The 15549-nt window shown below is 69.8% G+C and carries 18 protein-coding genes; 13 read left to right on the top strand and 5 right to left on the bottom strand.

Annotated features, from left to right (window positions below):
• The first annotated feature begins 25 nt into the window (after nucleotides 1–25).
• Nucleotides 26–964: a hypothetical protein gene (locus ACWCSU_RS12455; protein ID WP_449934991.1), complete on the top strand. Its 939-nt coding sequence runs from the start codon at nucleotides 26–28 to the stop codon at nucleotides 962–964.
• Between the two features lie 100 nt (nucleotides 965–1064).
• Here the strand turns inward: ACWCSU_RS12455 and ACWCSU_RS12450 are convergent, their stop codons facing one another.
• Nucleotides 1065–1649: a DUF3043 domain-containing protein gene (locus tag ACWCSU_RS12450; RefSeq protein ID WP_357700678.1), complete on the bottom strand. Its 585-nt coding sequence runs from the start codon at nucleotides 1647–1649 to the stop codon at nucleotides 1065–1067.
• Nucleotides 1650–1800: 151 nt separating this feature from the next.
• Here ACWCSU_RS12450 and ACWCSU_RS12445 point away from each other — a divergent pair, with 151 nt between their 5' ends.
• The 6 genes from ACWCSU_RS12445 to ACWCSU_RS12420 all read left to right on the top strand — a co-directional run bounded on the left by ACWCSU_RS12445 (nucleotide 1801) and on the right by ACWCSU_RS12420 (nucleotide 6386).
• A complete protein-coding gene (locus ACWCSU_RS12445; protein ID WP_357700676.1) occupies nucleotides 1801–2604 on the top strand; it encodes a PspA/IM30 family protein in 804 nt (267 codons plus the stop codon).
• Nucleotides 2601–2879 (top strand): PspA-associated protein PspAA, encoded by a 279-nt coding sequence (pspAA, locus tag ACWCSU_RS12440; protein ID WP_357700674.1) that lies wholly within the window; start codon nucleotides 2601–2603, stop codon nucleotides 2877–2879. Before ACWCSU_RS12445 ends, pspAA begins: the two co-directional genes overlap by 4 nt.
• A gap of 5 nt (nucleotides 2880–2884) precedes the next feature.
• Nucleotides 2885–3784, top strand: a complete 900-nt coding sequence (gene htpX, locus ACWCSU_RS12435) for a zinc metalloprotease HtpX (RefSeq protein WP_357700672.1) — start codon at nucleotides 2885–2887, stop codon at nucleotides 3782–3784.
• Between the two features lie 6 nt (nucleotides 3785–3790).
• Nucleotides 3791–4348 carry a PspA-associated protein PspAB gene (gene pspAB, locus ACWCSU_RS12430; RefSeq protein ID WP_357700670.1) on the top strand — a complete coding sequence of 186 codons (558 nt, stop codon included), beginning with the start codon at nucleotides 3791–3793 and terminating at the stop codon, nucleotides 4346–4348.
• 25 nt (nucleotides 4349–4373) lie between these two features.
• Complete coding sequence (locus ACWCSU_RS12425) at nucleotides 4374–5717, top strand: alpha/beta fold hydrolase (RefSeq protein ID WP_357700668.1); 1344 nt, start codon at nucleotides 4374–4376, stop codon at nucleotides 5715–5717.
• A gap of 66 nt (nucleotides 5718–5783) precedes the next feature.
• The gene (locus ACWCSU_RS12420) at nucleotides 5784–6386 is read left to right on the top strand and encodes an SIMPL domain-containing protein (protein WP_449934990.1); all 603 of its coding nucleotides are present in this window, start codon (nucleotides 5784–5786) and stop codon (nucleotides 6384–6386) included.
• Nucleotides 6387–6467: 81 nt separating this feature from the next.
• Here ACWCSU_RS12420 and nadA read toward each other — a convergent pair whose 3' ends face one another.
• The gene (gene nadA / locus ACWCSU_RS12415) at nucleotides 6468–7625 is read right to left on the bottom strand and encodes a quinolinate synthase NadA (protein ID WP_364091391.1); all 1158 of its coding nucleotides are present in this window, start codon (nucleotides 7623–7625) and stop codon (nucleotides 6468–6470) included.
• Between the two features lie 157 nt (nucleotides 7626–7782).
• Here nadA and erpA point away from each other — a divergent pair, with 157 nt between their 5' ends.
• Both erpA and ACWCSU_RS12405 read left to right on the top strand, forming a co-directional pair.
• Complete coding sequence (gene erpA, locus ACWCSU_RS12410; RefSeq protein WP_125630793.1) at nucleotides 7783–8136, top strand: iron-sulfur cluster insertion protein ErpA; 354 nt, start codon at nucleotides 7783–7785, stop codon at nucleotides 8134–8136.
• Nucleotides 8137–8244: 108 nt separating this feature from the next.
• The gene (locus ACWCSU_RS12405) at nucleotides 8245–9231 is read left to right on the top strand and encodes a carbohydrate kinase family protein (RefSeq protein ID WP_357700662.1); all 987 of its coding nucleotides are present in this window, start codon (nucleotides 8245–8247) and stop codon (nucleotides 9229–9231) included.
• 53 nt (nucleotides 9232–9284) lie between these two features.
• Here the strand turns inward: ACWCSU_RS12405 and ACWCSU_RS12400 are convergent, their stop codons facing one another.
• The 3 genes from ACWCSU_RS12400 to ACWCSU_RS12390 are packed head-to-tail and all read right to left on the bottom strand — an operon-like array spanning nucleotide 9285 to nucleotide 11151.
• Nucleotides 9285–9713 (bottom strand): CBS domain-containing protein, encoded by a 429-nt coding sequence (locus tag ACWCSU_RS12400; RefSeq protein WP_357700660.1) that lies wholly within the window; start codon nucleotides 9711–9713, stop codon nucleotides 9285–9287.
• Nucleotides 9714–9766: 53 nt separating this feature from the next.
• Entirely contained in the window at nucleotides 9767–10012 is a 246-nt protein-coding gene (locus ACWCSU_RS12395; RefSeq protein WP_352353344.1) for a sulfurtransferase TusA family protein, read from the bottom strand.
• Entirely contained in the window at nucleotides 10009–11151 is a 1143-nt protein-coding gene (locus tag ACWCSU_RS12390) for a cysteine desulfurase family protein (RefSeq protein ID WP_364091386.1), read from the bottom strand. The genes ACWCSU_RS12395 and ACWCSU_RS12390 overlap by 4 nt, the downstream gene beginning before the upstream one ends.
• Before the next feature lie 142 nt (nucleotides 11152–11293).
• Between ACWCSU_RS12390 and ctaC the strand changes: the two genes are divergently transcribed.
• The 4 genes from ctaC (at nucleotide 11294) to ACWCSU_RS12370 (ending at nucleotide 15546) form a co-directional block, all read left to right on the top strand.
• Nucleotides 11294–12127, top strand: a complete 834-nt coding sequence (gene ctaC / locus ACWCSU_RS12385) for an aa3-type cytochrome oxidase subunit II (protein ID WP_364091384.1) — start codon at nucleotides 11294–11296, stop codon at nucleotides 12125–12127.
• Entirely contained in the window at nucleotides 12124–13785 is a 1662-nt protein-coding gene (gene ctaD, locus ACWCSU_RS12380) for an aa3-type cytochrome oxidase subunit I (protein WP_364091382.1), read from the top strand. Before ctaC ends, ctaD begins: the two co-directional genes overlap by 4 nt.
• Nucleotides 13785–14198 (top strand): cytochrome c oxidase subunit 4, encoded by a 414-nt coding sequence (locus ACWCSU_RS12375; protein WP_352353336.1) that lies wholly within the window; start codon nucleotides 13785–13787, stop codon nucleotides 14196–14198. The genes ctaD and ACWCSU_RS12375 overlap by 1 nt, the downstream gene beginning before the upstream one ends.
• Nucleotides 14199–14385: 187 nt before the next feature.
• Nucleotides 14386–15546 carry a L,D-transpeptidase gene (locus tag ACWCSU_RS12370; protein WP_449934989.1) on the top strand — a complete coding sequence of 387 codons (1161 nt, stop codon included), beginning with the start codon at nucleotides 14386–14388 and terminating at the stop codon, nucleotides 15544–15546.
• Nucleotides 15547–15549 lie beyond the last annotated feature (3 nt).

The raw sequence follows: 15549 nt of genomic DNA, 5'->3' as shown, positions 1-15549 counted from the left end.
TTCGTTTCGGGATAGGGTGCGCGACGTGCTCAAGCTCGTCCGCCAGGCTCTCACCGCGGCCGTCCTGATCGCCCTCGCGGTGCGGTTACGCCGCCGCGCCCGTCTGCCGCAGGCCGAGCCGCCGCCGTCCGTCCCCGCGCCCGCACGGCGGGCCCGAGGTGCGGGAACGTTCCTGTCGTGGCTGGTCATCGCGGTCGTCGTGGCCCTGACGCTGGGGTTCGCCCTGGTGGGTACGTCGGTGCAGCGCGGCGCCACGGCCCTCGTGCGCGCCGTCACCGAGCAGCAGGAGCCGCTCCCGGTCCACACCGGGAACGCGACGCCCGTTGAGCCTCCGGCCGACCCTGTGGCGACCGGCGAGCCGACTCCGGCCGCGTCCGCCGCCCAGGCCCCCAACTGCGCGCCCCGGCGCCGCCCGATCGACCCCCGCAGGGTCGCGCCCGACGTCAAGCGGGCCGTGGACGGCCAGTGGCGGCGCATCGAACGCTGGCTCAGGCGCAACGCCCCCCGCACCTACCGCACGCTCGGCGGCCCGGTCAGGGCGCGCACGATCGCCGTGGCCGAGTCGCAGATGGGCGTGGACTTCCCGGACGCCCTGCGCGCCTCCCTGCTGCGTCACAACGGCGCGCGCGGGGCCGGCGTGCTGGGCTTCCGCCCCGGGGCGCGCCAGCAGCTCACCGTCCGCGGCATCAGGGACGCCTGGCGCGAGATGTGCGCCCGCCGGCCGGCCGGCACCTGGGACGGCCTGCTGATCCCGTTCCTGTCCTACACCGCCTTCGACGGCACTACGGCGTACGCCACCGTCAGCTCCGCCGACGGGACGGTGTCCGGGGCCACGAGCAGGCGGCTGCGGTCGTCGTACACGCTGCTGCGGACCGTCGCCGACGCCCTCGAACGCGGCGGGACGATCGACGGCCGCCGCCCGGTCGTCACCCGCGGCCACCTGCGCTGGAAACCGGCACGCTGAAGGCGGGCGTGAGGAGGAAGCACGAGTGCCCACCACCGGACGGTGATGGGCACGCGGGCGTCGCCGATAGGCCGTTTCCCGAAAAATCGGGAAAACAGGGCTACTTCTTGGGCGGTGCGGGCTTGCCGCCCGGAAGCACCGTGGGCGGCGGGAACCGCAGCTTGCGGATCTGCAAAGCCCGCATCGCCGCGTAGAAGCCGACGCCCTTGACGCTCTCGTTGGGAAGCTTGGCCGCGACCTCCTTCTTCACCTTCCACGCCACGTAGACGGAGGTGAACAGGACGCCGACCATCATGATCGGCCAGCCGACCGCGATCACGATGTTGAGCACCTGCGCGCGGACCTCGATCGGCCACGGCACCCAGGTCGCCAGCAGGATCAGTAGCGAGAACGGCAGGAAGTACTGGCTCGGCAGGCGTCGCGAGTCGACCCAGTCGCGCGCGAACTTGCGCGCCGGACCCTTGTCGCGAACGGGAAGAAACCGCTCGTCACCTGCGAGCATGCCCTTGCGGGCCCGGTCGCGCTCGGCGGCCTGCTTGGTCCGCATCTGCCGATAGGCCTCCTTGCGGTCCTTCGGCGCGGAGACCGGCTGGCGTCGTCTGCCCTCGGCATCCCGGCGCTTGGGTGTGGGACGACCTTTACCCTGGGGCTTAGGATCGTCAACGGGGACGGGGGTGTCGTCCACGGAGGTTTGGGATCGGCGTCGCAACACACGTCAACCCTACCTGGACTGCAACTTAGTGACGCCCCCGTGCGTTATGCGTAGGGTAATCCCAAGGCGGCTGCGCTGCATTGGGTGAACACCAGCACGACCTAGAAGGGGACGGCCGACGCGCATGAGCGTGATGAAGAGACTTTCGATGATCTTCAAGTCCAAGGCCAACAAGGCCCTGGACAAGATGGAGGATCCGCGCGAGACGCTTGACTACTCCTATCAGCGGCAGCTCGAGTTGCTGCAGAAGGTGCGTCGAGGGGTGGCCGACGTGGCCACCTCGCGCAAGCGGGTAGAACTGCAGATCAACGGCCTGGAGGCCCAGGCCAGGCGCTACGAGGACCAGGGCCGCAAGGCGCTGTCCGTCGGGCGCGAGGACCTCGCGCGTGAGGCCCTGCAGCGGCGGTCCAATCTGCAGGGGCAGATGGCCGACCTCAAGGTCCAGCACGACAACCTGCAGGCCGAGGAGGAGAAGCTGACCACGGCTTCCCAGCGGCTGCAGGCCAAGGTCGACTCCTTCCGCACGAAGAAGGAGACGATCAAGGCGACCTACACCGCCGCCGAGGCCCAGACGCGCATCAACGAGGCGTTCTCCGGCATCTCGGAGGAGATGGGCGACGTCGGCCTGGCGATCCAGCGCGCCGAGGACAAGACGGCGCAGATGCAGGCCCGCGCGGGCGCGATCGACGAGCTGCTGGCCAGCGGCGCGCTCGACGACTTCAGCGGCACCCGCGGCGACGACATCCAGGCCGAGCTCGACCGCATGGGCGGCGGCATGGACGTCGAGCTGGAGCTGGCCCGGATGAAGTCCGAGCTGGGCCAGGGCCCGGCGCCCAAGAGCGCCATCGAGCAGGGGCAGCCCCAGCAGCAGGCCCAGCCGCAGCAGGGTCACACCCAGCAGCTGCGTCAGCCCGGGGAGAACGCATGATCGTCAGAATCATGGGCGAGGGCCAGGTCGAGATCTCGCCGGACGACATCACGGTGCTCAACGAGCTCGACAGCGAGCTTGAGGCCGCCATCGAGACCGGTGACGAGAAGGCCTTCCGCGTCAAGCTGCACGCGTTGCTCGACAAGGTGCGCCATGTGGGCAAGGCGCTTCCCGACGACAGCCTTGAGCCGTCAGAGCTGATCCTTCCCCCCGCGGACGCCTCGATCGAGGAGGTCCGGGAGATGCTGGGCGACCAAGGCCTCATTCCGGGCTGATCCCCGTGGGCACGCGGTTCGCGTCCGACAGCGGCCTGACCCGCCGCATGGTCGTGACGATGTTCCTGCTGGGGCTGCTGTACGTGGTGTTCGTCGGGGTGCTGATCGCCCTCGGCGTGCGCGCCCTGACCGTGCTGGTGCTCGCCGGGGGGCTGCTGCTGGTGCAGTACTTCCTGTCCGACCGCATCGCCCTGTTCGCGATGCACGGACGGGAGGTCTCCCCACAGGAGGCCCCCGAGCTCCACGGCCTGATCGACCGGCTGTGCGCGTTGGCCGACATGCCCAAGCCACGGGTGGCGATCGCCGACTCCGACGTCCCCAACGCCTTCGCCACCGGCCGCAACCAGAAGCGGGCCGTCGTCTGCGTGACGACGGGCATCCTGCGCCGCCTGGAGCCGCAGGAGCTCGAAGGCGTCCTGGCCCACGAGCTGTCGCACGTCGCCCACCGCGACGTCGCCGTCATGACGATCGCCTCGTTCCTGGGCATCGTCGCGGGCCTCATGACGAGGTTCGCCCTGTACGCCGGCTTCGGCGGGCGGCGGGACAACGGCCAGGGCGGCATACCGGTCGGGCTGATCATCATGCTCGTCTCGATCGTCGTGTACGCCGTCAGCTTCCTGCTCACCAGAGCCCTGTCGCGCTACCGCGAGCTGGCCGCCGACCGGGCCGGAGCCCTGCTCACGCAGCGTCCCTCGGCCCTGGCCAGCGCGTTGACCAAGGTCACCGGCGACATGGCGCGCATCCCGACGACCGACCTGCGCGAGGCGGCGCCGTTCAACGCCTTCTACTTCGCCCCGGCTCTGGCCAGGGGGGAGACGCTGGCGAACCTGTTCTCGACGCACCCGCCGCTGGAACGGCGGCTCGAACTCCTCGCGTCCATCTCCAAGCAGCTCGGAAGGGGCTGAGGCCGTATGGGCTGGCTCGACTCGCTGCTGGGCCGGTCCAAGCCGGTCAAGCCCAACCTCGACGCGCTGTTCGCGCTGCCGTCCGCGGCCGTGACGCTCCAGGCCGCGACCGGTCTCGTCCCCACCGGTCTCGGCTCGGTGTCGTTCAGGGCCGCGGAGGGCGGCGCGTTCGCCACGCTGGAGAGCGACGTCAAGGCGCTGCTCGGCGGGCGCGTCGAGGAGTCCGACGACGGCTACGGCTACACCTGGCTGCTGGTCCGCCGCACGCCGGACGCCGTCGGCGACCTGGTCACCGAGCTGCACGCGGTCAACTCCTCGCTGGAGTCGGCCGGGTTCGGGCCCTCGTTGCTGTGCTCGCTGGTGTCGTTCGCCGATCCCGGCGGGAAGCGGCTGGCGGTCGTGTACCTGTACAAGCGCGGCACGTTCTACCCGTTCGCGCCGCTGCCCGGGAACAGGCGTGACAACGCCCTCGAACTGCAGGTTCGAGGGGCTCTGGAGGGCGAGCTGCCACTGGAGGCCGACCTCAGCCGATGGTTCCCGGTATGGGGTGCTCCGGGCCTTTGACCACGGCTGGTGATGTAATCATCACGTGGAGCGAAGGTTGTTCATCGCCGCGGCATCGGCGCTCATCGTGGCGGCCGTGCTGTACAGCGCGTGGATCACCGGCCAGTTCACCACGCCCGCCGTGGACAGGACCGACGGTTACGTCAGCGAGCTGGCCGCCCGCGACCAGCCCTGGACACGCCTGTTCCGGGTCAGCGACGTGCTGTCCGGGCTGGCCTGCCTGGCGGCCGTGGCGACGCTGCCGAGGGTGGCGCGCGAGTGGGCGGGCTGGCTCGCGCTGGCCGCGTTCGGGCTGCTGACGGTCGTCTCCGGCCTGATCCCGCTCGACTGCGCCGTGCTCAGCGACCCCACCTGCGTCGGCGACGGGATCGCCCACCGGCTCCACATGGTGGCCGGCGCGCTGGCCATGACGGCCGTGCTGACCGCCATGGCGCTGCTGTCGGCGCGCTGGCGCTCATGGGTGTCGTGGCTGTTCACCGGCCTGAGCGCGGGGGCCACCGGGCTCATGCTGGTCGCCCTGGCCGCCGGGCGGCTCGCCGGCGTCGCGCACCGGATCCAGCTCACGATGATCGCCGTCTGGGTGGTGTACGTGGCGCTCAGGCTGCTCGTCCACGACGGCGAGGAGGCCCACTGCGGCCCCCCGCACGTCGTCGACCAGGGCGCGGGCCCCGGCGTGCTCATCACGGCGGGCCTCGGGGGCGCCTGGTTCCACTGGGACGCCGTGGCCGCCGGGCTGGCCGCCTGCCACCGGGTCGTGCGCTTCGACCGGCCGGGGCTCGGGCTCAGCCCGCCGGCGACCGACCGGCCCACCCTGTACGCCGAGGTGGCCCGGCTGGCCGCGCTGGCCCCCTCGCACCCGTCCCAGGTCACCCTGGTGGCGCACGGCCTGTCCTGCTGGCACGCCGAGGCCTTCGCCCGGCTGCACCCGTTGTGCGTGGCCAAGCTCGTCCTGGTGGACCCGAGCCCGCCGCCCGGACGCCGGCCGCTCGCGCTCGCCGCCGTCCTGGGCGCGTGGCTGCCCGCGCTGGGCGGCACGTGGGGCGCGAACGTGCTGGCCCGGCTGGCCGGACCGCCGGCGCACCGCCTGGTCACGGGCACGGGCGACCCGTTCGGCGTGTACCGCATGGGCAAGGTGCCCGCGGCGGTGGCGGGGGAGTGGCTGGCCCGCCGCGACATGGCCGCCGACCTCCGCAGCATCAGGGCCGGTCACCCTTTTCCCGACATCCCGGTCACCGTGCTCGGCGCCGGCGCCCGGGACGCCCGCCAGGAGCGCCTGGCGGGCTACCTCGACGCCAAGCTCGTCCTGCTGCCCGGCTCGGGGCGCCGGATCGAGCTGGACGATCCAGGGTCGATCGTGGACGCCGTGTGACACGGCCGTAGGCGGGGGCAGGACACGCCCGTAGGATCGAGGCGAACCCAGTCGAGGGGGGCAGGCGTGGACATCTCCGTCGTCGGTGAGGGCAGCGTGCAGGCGGCGCCCGACGTCCTGCGGTTGCTGGCGGGCGTCGAGGTGCGCAGGTCGTCGGCGTCCGAGGCGTTCACGGCGGTCAGGGCCGCCGCGGCCCGGCTGGCCGGCGCGCTGGCCGGGGCCGGGATCGCGGCCCACGACGTGCGCACGGTCGAGCTCTCACTCGGCCCCGAGTACGAGGTCTACCCGAAGGTCTCCGCCTACCGGGCGGCCCAGGGCGTCGAGGTGGTCGTCAGGGACCTGTCGCGGGCCGACGCCGTCATCGACACGGTCGCCGGCGTGGGCGAGGAGGCCCGGCTCAACGGCGTGACCTTCGAGCTGTCCGACCCGGCGGCCGTCCTCGGCGAGGCCAGGACCGGCGCCTTCAGGGACGCCGCGGCCAAGGCCGCCCAGTACGCCGAGCTGGCCGGACGCCCGCTCGGCCCGGTCGTGTCGATCTCCGAGGAGGTCCGGGGAGGCGGCCCCCAGCCGCTGTTCGCGATGGCCGCGGCGGCCGACGCCGGCTCCTCGGTCAGCCCGGGCCGCCAGACCCTGACGGTGACCGTCCGCGTCGGCTACGACTTCGCCTGACGGCGGCATGAGCACGCCGGCCCGCGGCGAGGGCGGGCGCTCCTCGCCACGGGCCGGGTCCCTCCCCGCGAGGGGAGGGCGTTACGGGAGGGCCAGCATGCGGTCCAGGGCGACCCTGGCCCAGTGGGCGGTGTCCTCGTCCACCGTGATCCGGTTGACGACGTCGCCCAGGACGAGCGACTCCAGGGCCCACACCAGGTGCGGCAGGTCGATCCGGTTCATGGTGGAGCAGTAGCAGACCGTGCGGTCCAGGAACGAGACGTTCTTGTCGGGGAACATGGTGGCCAGCCGCTTGACCAGGTTCAGCTCGGTGCCGATGGCCCAGCTCGAACCGGCGGGAGCGGCCTGGAGGGTCTTGATGATGTGCTCGGTCGAGCCCACGTGGTCGGCCTTGAGCACCACCTCGTGCCGGCACTCGGGGTGGACGAGCACGTTCACGCCGGGGATGCGCGCGCGAACGTCGTCGACGGACTCGGCCGTGAAGCGGCCGTGCACCGAGCAGTGGCCCTTCCACAGGATCATCCGCGCCCGGTCGAGCTGCTCGCGGGTCAGCCCGCCGCCGGGGCGGTGGGGGTTCCAGACCACGCAGTCCTCCAGCGACATGCCCATCTCCAGGACCGCCGTGTTGCGCCCGAGGTGCTGGTCGGGCAGGAACAGCACCTTGCGGCCCTGCTCGAACGCCCAGTCGAGGGCCCTCTTGGCGTTGGAGGAGGTGCACACCACGCCGCCGTTGCGCCCGCAGAACGCCTTGATGTCGGCGCTGGAGTTCATGTACGTGACGGGGACCACCTCGCCGGCCAGACCGGCATCCTCAAGGGCCTCCCAGCACTCCTCCACCTGGTCGAACGTGGCCATGTCGGCCATGGAGCACCCGGCGGCGAGGTCGGGCAGCACCACCTTCTGGGCGTCACCGGTCAGGATGTCGGCGGATTCGGCCATGAAGTGCACGCCGCAGAAGACGATGAACTCCGCCTCGGGCCGCGCGGCGGCCTGCTGGGCGAGCTTGAAGGAGTCGCCCGTCACGTCGGCGAACTGGATGACCTCGTCGCGCTGGTAGTGGTGGCCCAGCACGAACAGGCGGTCGCCCAGCGCCTCCTTGGCCTTGCGGGCGCGCTCGACCAGGTCAGGGTCGGACGCGGGCGGCAGCTCGCCGGGACACTCGACGCCCTTCTCGCTGTGCGGATCGGCGCCCTGCCCGAGGACGAAGAGCGGCAGACCGGTCTGGGTGGCCATCGCCATACCCCCTTATCGTCGATTTGACGATACTCACTATGACACACGGACGAATGTGGTTATTCCGGGGGTAGGGGACCCGGGAATGTGTGGCATGGGCGAGGTGTTGGTAGCGTCATCAGTAGGACGTCGGAATCAGACAGCCGGGTTAGGGAGTCAGCAGATGACGGTTGAGAGCAGCGAGACCACGACGCAGGGCCTGATCCTGACTGACGCGGCCGCCGCGAAGGTCAAGAGCCTGCTGGAGCAGCAGGGCGAGGAGGGTCTGCAGCTGAGGGTCGCCGTGCAGCCGGGTGGTTGCTCCGGCCTGCGCTACCAGCTCTTCTTCGACGACCGTTCCATGGACGGTGACGTGGTGACGGACTTCGGCGGCGTCAGTGTGGTCACCGACCGCATGAGCGCCCCGTACCTGCTGGGCGCCAGCATCGACTTCGTCGACACCATCGAGAAGCAGGGCTTCACCATCGACAACCCCAACGCCACCGGCTCCTGCGCCTGTGGCGACTCGTTCAACTAAGGGGTCACGGCTTCGGTCCGTGGGGTCCCGCCCGCCTTTGTGCGAGCGGGACCTTCGCGTATTCTCGGGGGGCTCATTGGCCTGCTGACAACGAGGAAGAAGAATCCCGTGCGCATCGCCGTAACCGGCTCCATCGCGACTGACCACCTGATGACGTTCCCAGGAAGCTTCGGCGACCAGCTCATCGCCGAGCAACTCGACCGGGTGTCGCTCTCGTTCCTGGTCGACGACCTTCAGATCCGTCGTGGCGGTTGCGCGGCCAACATCGCCTTCGGCATGGGCTGCCTCGGCCTCAAGCCGATCCTGGTGGGCGCCGTCGGCAACGACTTCGCCGACTACCGCTCCTGGCTGGAGCGCCACGGCGTCGACTGCGAGTCCGTGCACATCTCCGAGACGCAGCACACCGCGCGTTTCCTGTGCACCACCGACGAGCACCACAACCAGATCGCCTCCTTCTACACCGGGGCGATGGCCGAGGCGCGGCTGATCGAGCTGCAGCCGGTCGCCACCCGGCTCGGCGGCCTCGACCTGGTGCTGATCAGCCCCAACGACCCCGACGCGATGCTGCGGCACACCGACGAGTGCCGCCAGCGCGGCATCCCCTTCGCCGCCGACATCTCCCAGCAGCTCGCCCGCATGGCGGACGAGCAGATCAGGCAGCTCGTCGACGGCGCCGCCTACCTGTTCTCCAACGACTACGAGAAGGGGCTCATCGAGCAGAAGACCGGCTGGTCCGACGAGGAGATCCTCGACCGGGTCGGCGTCCGGATCACCACGCTCGGCCCCAAGGGCGCGGTCATCGACCGCAAGGGCGAGCCCTCCATCCAGGTCGCCCCGGCCCCCGAGCGGGGCAAGGCCGACCCCACGGGCGTCGGCGACGCCTTCCGCGCCGGCTTCCTGTCCGGCCTGGCCTGGGGCCTGCCGCTGGAGCGCTGCGGCCAGATCGGCAACCTCACGGCCACGCACGTGCTGGAGCGCGTCGGCGGCCAGGAGTACGAGCTGGGGCAGAAGGTCTTCCTGGAGCGCTTCTCGGCCGCCTACGGCGCCGAGGCCGCGGCCGAGATCGCCGACCACGTGCGCTGCTACCACCCCTGACAGCCGTACGCCCCGCCCGCCGTACGGCGTGGCGGGGCGATCCCGCGCCGGCGTCAGCGGCTGGCGTACACCCGGTGCACGAACTCGGCGAGCTGGTCGTCGGGCAGGCAGCGGGCGAGGTCGGCCTCGCTGATCATGCCGACGATGCGGTCGCCCTCCAGCACGGGCAGCCGCTTGATCTGGTTCTCCTCCATGCGCGTCAGCGCCTCCTGCACGGTGGCGTCCGCCGGGACCCAGACCAGGCCGGTCGCCAGCTCGCCCGCCGTCACCTGCGCCGGGTCGTGACCGGCCGCGACGCACTTGATCACGATGTCGCGGTCGGTGATGATGCCCGTCACCCGGTCGTCGGGCCCGCACACGGGCAGCGCGCCCACGTTGCTGTTGCGCATCATCTGCGCCGCCCGGTCGAGCGTCTCGTGCGCGGCGATGCACTCCGCGCCCGTGCTCATCACGTCGCGGGCGGTCTCGTTCGCCTTGGCCATGTCTCCCCCGAATGGTCGAAGTGCCCTCAGGGGAGGGCCCTACCCACAAACCATCAGTAGTTGCGCATCACGTGGATGGCCCAGCCGCCCTCGGGCAGCTCGTACGAGGCCACATGGCGGTGGGACTTCAGCCGGCACCACGCCGGCACGTCGGTGTAGGCCGCCGGATCGTCGGCCAGCACCGCCACCACGGCGTTGAGCGGCACGTGGTTGATCTGCTCGGCGAGCATGATGATCGGGATCGGGCACTTCTTCCCGAGCGCGTCGATCGTCAATGACGGCTGAGTTACCTCGGTCATGCGACTCCTGCGTCGTGCCGGATGCGGCGTACCAGCTCGGGCAGCACGGCCAGGAACCGGTCGACCTCGGCGGCGGACGTGCCCCTGGGCAGCGACACCCGGACGTTCCCGTGCGTCAGCACGCCCATCGCTTCGAGGACGTGCGATGGACGAAGCGTACTAGCGGTGCACGAGCTTCCGGACGATACGGCGAATCCGGCCTTGTCCAGCTCGGTGAGCAGCGCCTCGCCGTCGACATAGAGGCAGGAGAAGGTCACGATGTGGGGCGCCCGGCCGACCGGGTCGCCGATCACCTCGACGTCCGGCACGATCTTCGGGACGGTCTCCCTGATCCTGGCGACGAGCGTGGACAGCCGCGCCTGCTCCTGGGCCGCCTCGGCGCTCATCGCCCGCAGCGCCGCCGCCGCGGCCACGATGCCCGGCACGTTCTCGAACCCCGGCACCCGCCGCCGCTCCCGCTCGTCCTCGGGCAGGAACGAGCGGAAACGGGTGCCCTTGCGCACCGCCAGCACGCCCACCCCGGCCGGACCGCCCCACTTGTGGGCGCTCGCGGTCAGCACCGACCAGCCGGGCGGGATCGGCATGCGGCCCGCGGTCTGGGCCGCGTCGACCAGCAGCGGCACCCCGTGGGCCCGGCACGCGGCGGCGGCCTCGGCGACCGGCTGCACCGTGCCGACCTCGTGGTTGGCCGTCTGCAGGCAGGCCAGCGCGGTGCCGGGAGCCGCGACCGCGCGCGCGAACGCGTCGAGGTCGACCCGGCCTTCGAGATTCACGCCCACGGTCTCGACCGTGCCGCCGTCGCGTTCGTGCACGCCGGCCGCGTGCAGCACGCTGGAGTGCTCGACCGCACCCGTGACCAGATGACGCCCGACCCTGCGCCTGCCGTGTAGGGTGCCGAGCACGCCGAGATGCGCGGCCTGCGTGCCGGACGAGGTGAACGACACCTCGTCGGGGCGCGCGCCGAGCGCCTCGGCCACCTCCGTGCGGGCCTGCTCCAGCAGCAGGTGAGCGCGGCGGGCCTGGGTGTACAGTCTCGCGGGGTCGGCCCAGCCGACGTCGATCGCCGCCAGCAGCGCCTCGCGTGCCTGAGGGTGCAGCGGCTCGCTCGAGGCCGCGTCGAAATACGCCACGAGACACATCGTCCCACTTGCGGCGCCATCGAGGGGTCGCGCGGTAGGGCGGGACACCTGCACGCTAATGTGTCTGCAATCAGCTGTGCATTTGGAAATACGAGCACCCAAGGGAAAGACTCTTGGGCTTCATCTGTGGGGTAGGCGATCCGTGAGTCCGACTCGCCGTACGACGCGGCGTTCGTTGGCCCGGCGCAGGGTGCCGCGCGCCGCCGCTTTGGCGTTGCTGCTGGCCACTGCTACGGCGTGTGCTAATGACGTTCCCAAGTTCGACTGGTCCAACGGCCTGCTGCCCGAGGGCGTGACCGAGCAGGCCAAGGTCGTTCAGCATCTGTGGAACGGGGCCTGGATCGCCGCACTCGCCACGGGCGTCGTCGTCATCGTCCTGATCGTCTGGGCCGCGATCTTCCACCGCAAGCGCAAGGGGAAGGCCGAGCTGCCGCCCCAGGTGCGCTACAACCTGCCGATCGAGATCCTCTACACGGTGGTCCCGCTCGTCATGGTGTCGGTGTTCTTCTTCTTCACCGCCCGCGACAGCAAGGTCCTCACGGACGTCGCAGGCGACGCGCCCGTCAAGGTCAAGGTCGAGGCCTACCAGTGGAGCTGGCGCTTCACCACGACCTACAACGGCAAGACGTTGCAGCCCGTGCCCGGCATGCCGGTGAGCGACTACCGCAACGGCCCCGAGCTGATCCTGCCGACCAACACCAAGGTCGAGTTCGACCTGTCGACCGACGACGTGATCCACTCGTTCTGGGTGCCCGAGTTCCTGTTCAAGCGGGACATCATCCCCGGCATCCCGGAGGGCAACCCCGGGCGCAAGTTCGAGATCAAGACCCTCGGCGACGACCGCGCGGGCATCTACGCCGGCCGGTGCGCCGAGCTGTGCGGTGTCGACCACAGCCGGATGTTGTTCAAGGTGAAGCTCGTCAAGCAGGCTGAGTTCGACAAGTACATCGCGACCCAGGCTGGAAGTGCCCAGTGACCGCCATCCAAGAACCGCTTCGCGCACCGGTCCGGCCCGTCACCAAGGGCCAGATCATCGCCAAGTGGCTGTCCTCGACTGATCACAAGATCATCGGACACCTGTACCTGATCACGTCGTTCGCCTTCTTCCTGATCGGCGGCGTCATGGCGCTGATCATGAGGGCCGAGCTGGCGCAGCCCGGGCTGCAGATCACCAGCAACGAGCAGTTCAACCAGCTGTTCACCATGCACGGCACGATCATGCTGCTGATGTTCGCGACGCCGCTGTTCGCCGGCTTCGCCAACGAGCTGATGCCGCTCCAGATCGGCGCCCCCGACGTGGCCTTCCCGCGTCTGAACATGGTCAGCTACTGGCTCTACCTGTTCGGCAGCATCATCGCCGTGTCCGGCTTCCTCACGCCGGGCGGCGCGGCCTCCTTCGGCTGGTTCGCCTACACGCCGCTGTCGAACGCGATCCACTCGCCCGGCATCGGCGGCGACCTGTGGATCATGGGACTGGCCCTGTCGGGCCTCGGCACGATCCTCGGCTCGGTGAACTTCATCACCACGATCATCTGCATGCGCGCCCCCGGCATGACCATGTTCCGCATGCCGATCTTCACCTGGAACGTCCTGCTGACCAGCATGCTCGTGCTGATGGCCTTCCCCGTGCTGGCCGCCGCGCTGCTGGCCCTGGAGGCCGACCGGAAGCTGGGCACGCACATCTTCGACCCGGCCAACGGCGGGCCGATCCTGTGGCAGCACCTGTTCTGGTTCTTCGGCCATCCCGAGGTGTACATCATCGCGCTGCCGTTCTTCGGCATCGTGACCGAGGTCCTGCCGGTCTTCAGCCGTAAGCCGATCTTCGGCTACATCGGCCTGGTCGGCGCCACCATCGCGATCGCCGGTCTGTCCATCACGGTCTGGGCGCACCACATGTTCCCGACCGGGCAGGTCCTGCTGCCGTTCTTCTCGTTCATGACGTTCCTCATCGCGGTGCCGACGGGCGTGAAGTTCTTCAACTGGATCGGCACGATGTGGCGGGGTCACCTGTCGTTCGAGTCGCCGATGTTGTTCTCGGTCGGCTTCCTGATCACGTTCCTGCTCGGCGGCCTGACCGGCGTCATCCTGGCCTCGCCGCCGCTCGACTTCCAGATCAGCGACACCTACTTCGTCGTCGCCCACTTCCATTACGTGGTCTTCGGCACGGTCGTGTTCGCCATGTTCGCAGGCTTCTACTTCTGGTGGCCCAAGTTCACCGGCAAGATGCTCGACGACAAGCTGGGCAAGGTGCACTTCTGGTTGCTGTTCATCGGCTTCCACACCACCTTCCTCGTCCAGCACTGGCTGGGCATGATCGGCTTCCCGCGGCGTTACGCCGACTACAGCGCGGCCGACGGCTTCACCGACCTGAACATGATCTCGTCGGTCGGCGCGTTCATCCTGGGTGCCTCGACGCTGCCGTTCTTCTACAACGTCTGGAAGACCTGGCGTTCGGCGCCCAAGGTCACCGTCGACGACCCCTGGGGCTACGGCGGCTCGCTCGAATGGGCGACCTCCTGCCCGCCGCCGCGGCACAACTTCACCTCGCTGCCGCGGATCCGGTCCGAGCGCCCGGCGTTCGACCTGCACTACCCGCACATGTCCGCCAAGTCCGCCCAGGAGGTGGAGGCCTGATGAAGGTCCAGGGTTGGCTGTTCCTGCTGTGCGGCCTGTTCTTCGCCGGTGTCGACGTCGGCTACTGGTTCTGGACGAAGGCCGCGACCGGTCACGGTGAGCCCGTGGGCACCACCGCCATGGCGATCTCGGTCGGCTTCGCCTTCATGGTGGGCTACTACCTGATGTTCACCGCGCGGCGCATCGGCGCCCAGCCGGAGGACGACAAGCAGGCCGACATCAGCGACGGCGCGGGCGAGATCGGCTTCTTCAGCCCGAGCAGCTGGTGGCCGCTGTTCCTGTGCCTGGCGGCGGCCTTCGCCTTCGCCGGGTTCGTGATCGGGTTCTGGATGTTCCTGATCGGCGTGTTCCTGATCATCATGGCCATGATCGGGTTCGTGTTCCAGTACTACCGGGGCAACTTCTCGCACTGAGAACCCCCTAGCACCTCGAAGCGGGCGTCTCTCCCATAGGGGAGGACGCCCGCTTTTTCGTGTTCTTTACCAGGTGGCGGATGTCGTGAATAGATCACTCAGGGTAATAAGGGAGGAGAAGGTTGGATCTTGGGCGAGGGGGGCACTCGTGAGGCGCTTGGCGAACGGATCGGCAGGCTTGTTGGCCTTGGCCCTGCTCACGGCGTGCTCGCTGAGCGGCGAGGCCAACGAGACGAAGGAACTGGCCGCCGTCGCGCGGCAGCCGGCGGTGGCGATCACGCCGCAGGACAAGGCCGTGAACGTGGCCACCGACCAGGCCGTGGTGGTCTCCGCCCACGGCGGCACGATCAAGAGCGTCCGGGTGGACGGCGGCAAGGCCGGGCGGCTCAAGGGCGTCCTGAGCGGCGACGGCACCCGCTGGCGCAGCACGGCCACCGCCCGGCCCAGCGCCGGCTACACGGTCACCGTCGTCAGCGTGGACGCCTCGGGCAAGCAGAGCGAGACCTCCAGCACGTTCACCACGGTCAAGGGCGACAAGACGTTCGACATCCAGACGGTCACCCCCAACAGGGACGACACCGGGCTGACGGTCGGCATCGGCATGCCCGTCATGATCGCCTTCGACAAGCCCGTGAGCGACCGGGTGGCCGTCGAGCGCAACCTCACCATCCGCAGCTCCAAGCCGGTGGAGGGGGCCTGGCACTGGTTCGACGACAGCCACGTGGACTTCCGGCCGGAGGACTACTGGCCGGCGTACACGAAGGTCCGGCTGGAGGCGAAGCTGGCCGGGGTGCGCGGCGGCCCGGGCCTGTACGGCAAGCGCGACGTCACCCTCGACTTCAAGATCGGCCGTGCCCAGATCACCAAGGGCACCACCGACGAGCACGTGCTGACGGTCCGCCGCGACGGCAAGCGCATCCGCACCATGCCGATGAGCGCCGGACAGGGCGGCCAGTGGAAGTACTACACCACCTCGGGCGTGCACCTGGCGATGTCGAGGGAGCCGGTGACCGTCATGACCTCGCCCGGCATCGGCCCGGGCCAGTCCGGCTACTACCAGCTCACCGTCTACAACACCGTGCGCATCTCCAACAGCGGCGAGTACGTGCACAGCGCGCCCTGGTCGGTCGGCTCGCAGGGCAACTCCAACGTCAGCCACGGCTGCGTGAACGTCAGCCCGGAGGACGCGGCCTGGTTCATCAAGAACACCCTGATCGGGGACCCGATCATCATCACGGGGTCGCCGCGGAAGCTGGAGCCCACCAACGGGTGGGGACACTGGCAGGAGAACTGGAAGGAATGGCTCAAGTGGAGCACGCTCAAGGACGGCCCGAGCATCACCTTCTGACCG

This window comes from Nonomuraea sp. NPDC001699 (assembly GCF_053596455.1).
This window is presented reverse-complemented; position numbering and strand designations above follow the sequence as displayed.

Excerpts from the sequence above, each read along its gene's own strand:
- ACWCSU_RS12445 (WP_357700676.1), top strand. The coding sequence starts at position 1,801 with ATGAGCGTGATGAAGAGACTTTCGATGATCTTCAAGTCCAAGGCCAAC.
- pspAA (WP_357700674.1), top strand. The coding sequence starts at position 2,601 with ATGATCGTCAGAATCATGGGCGAGGGCCAGGTCGAGATCTCGCCGGAC.
- pspAB (WP_357700670.1), top strand. The coding sequence starts at position 3,791 with ATGGGCTGGCTCGACTCGCTGCTGGGCCGGTCCAAGCCGGTCAAGCCC.
- nadA (WP_364091391.1), bottom strand. The coding sequence starts at position 7,625 with ATGGCGATGGCCACCCAGACCGGTCTGCCGCTCTTCGTCCTCGGGCAG.
- erpA (WP_125630793.1), top strand. The coding sequence starts at position 7,783 with ATGACGGTTGAGAGCAGCGAGACCACGACGCAGGGCCTGATCCTGACT.
- ACWCSU_RS12400 (WP_357700660.1), bottom strand. The coding sequence starts at position 9,713 with ATGGCCAAGGCGAACGAGACCGCCCGCGACGTGATGAGCACGGGCGCG.
- ACWCSU_RS12395 (WP_352353344.1), bottom strand. The coding sequence starts at position 10,012 with ATGACCGAGGTAACTCAGCCGTCATTGACGATCGACGCGCTCGGGAAG.
- ACWCSU_RS12390 (WP_364091386.1), bottom strand. The coding sequence starts at position 11,151 with ATGTGTCTCGTGGCGTATTTCGACGCGGCCTCGAGCGAGCCGCTGCAC.
- ACWCSU_RS12375 (WP_352353336.1), top strand. The coding sequence starts at position 13,785 with ATGAAGGTCCAGGGTTGGCTGTTCCTGCTGTGCGGCCTGTTCTTCGCC.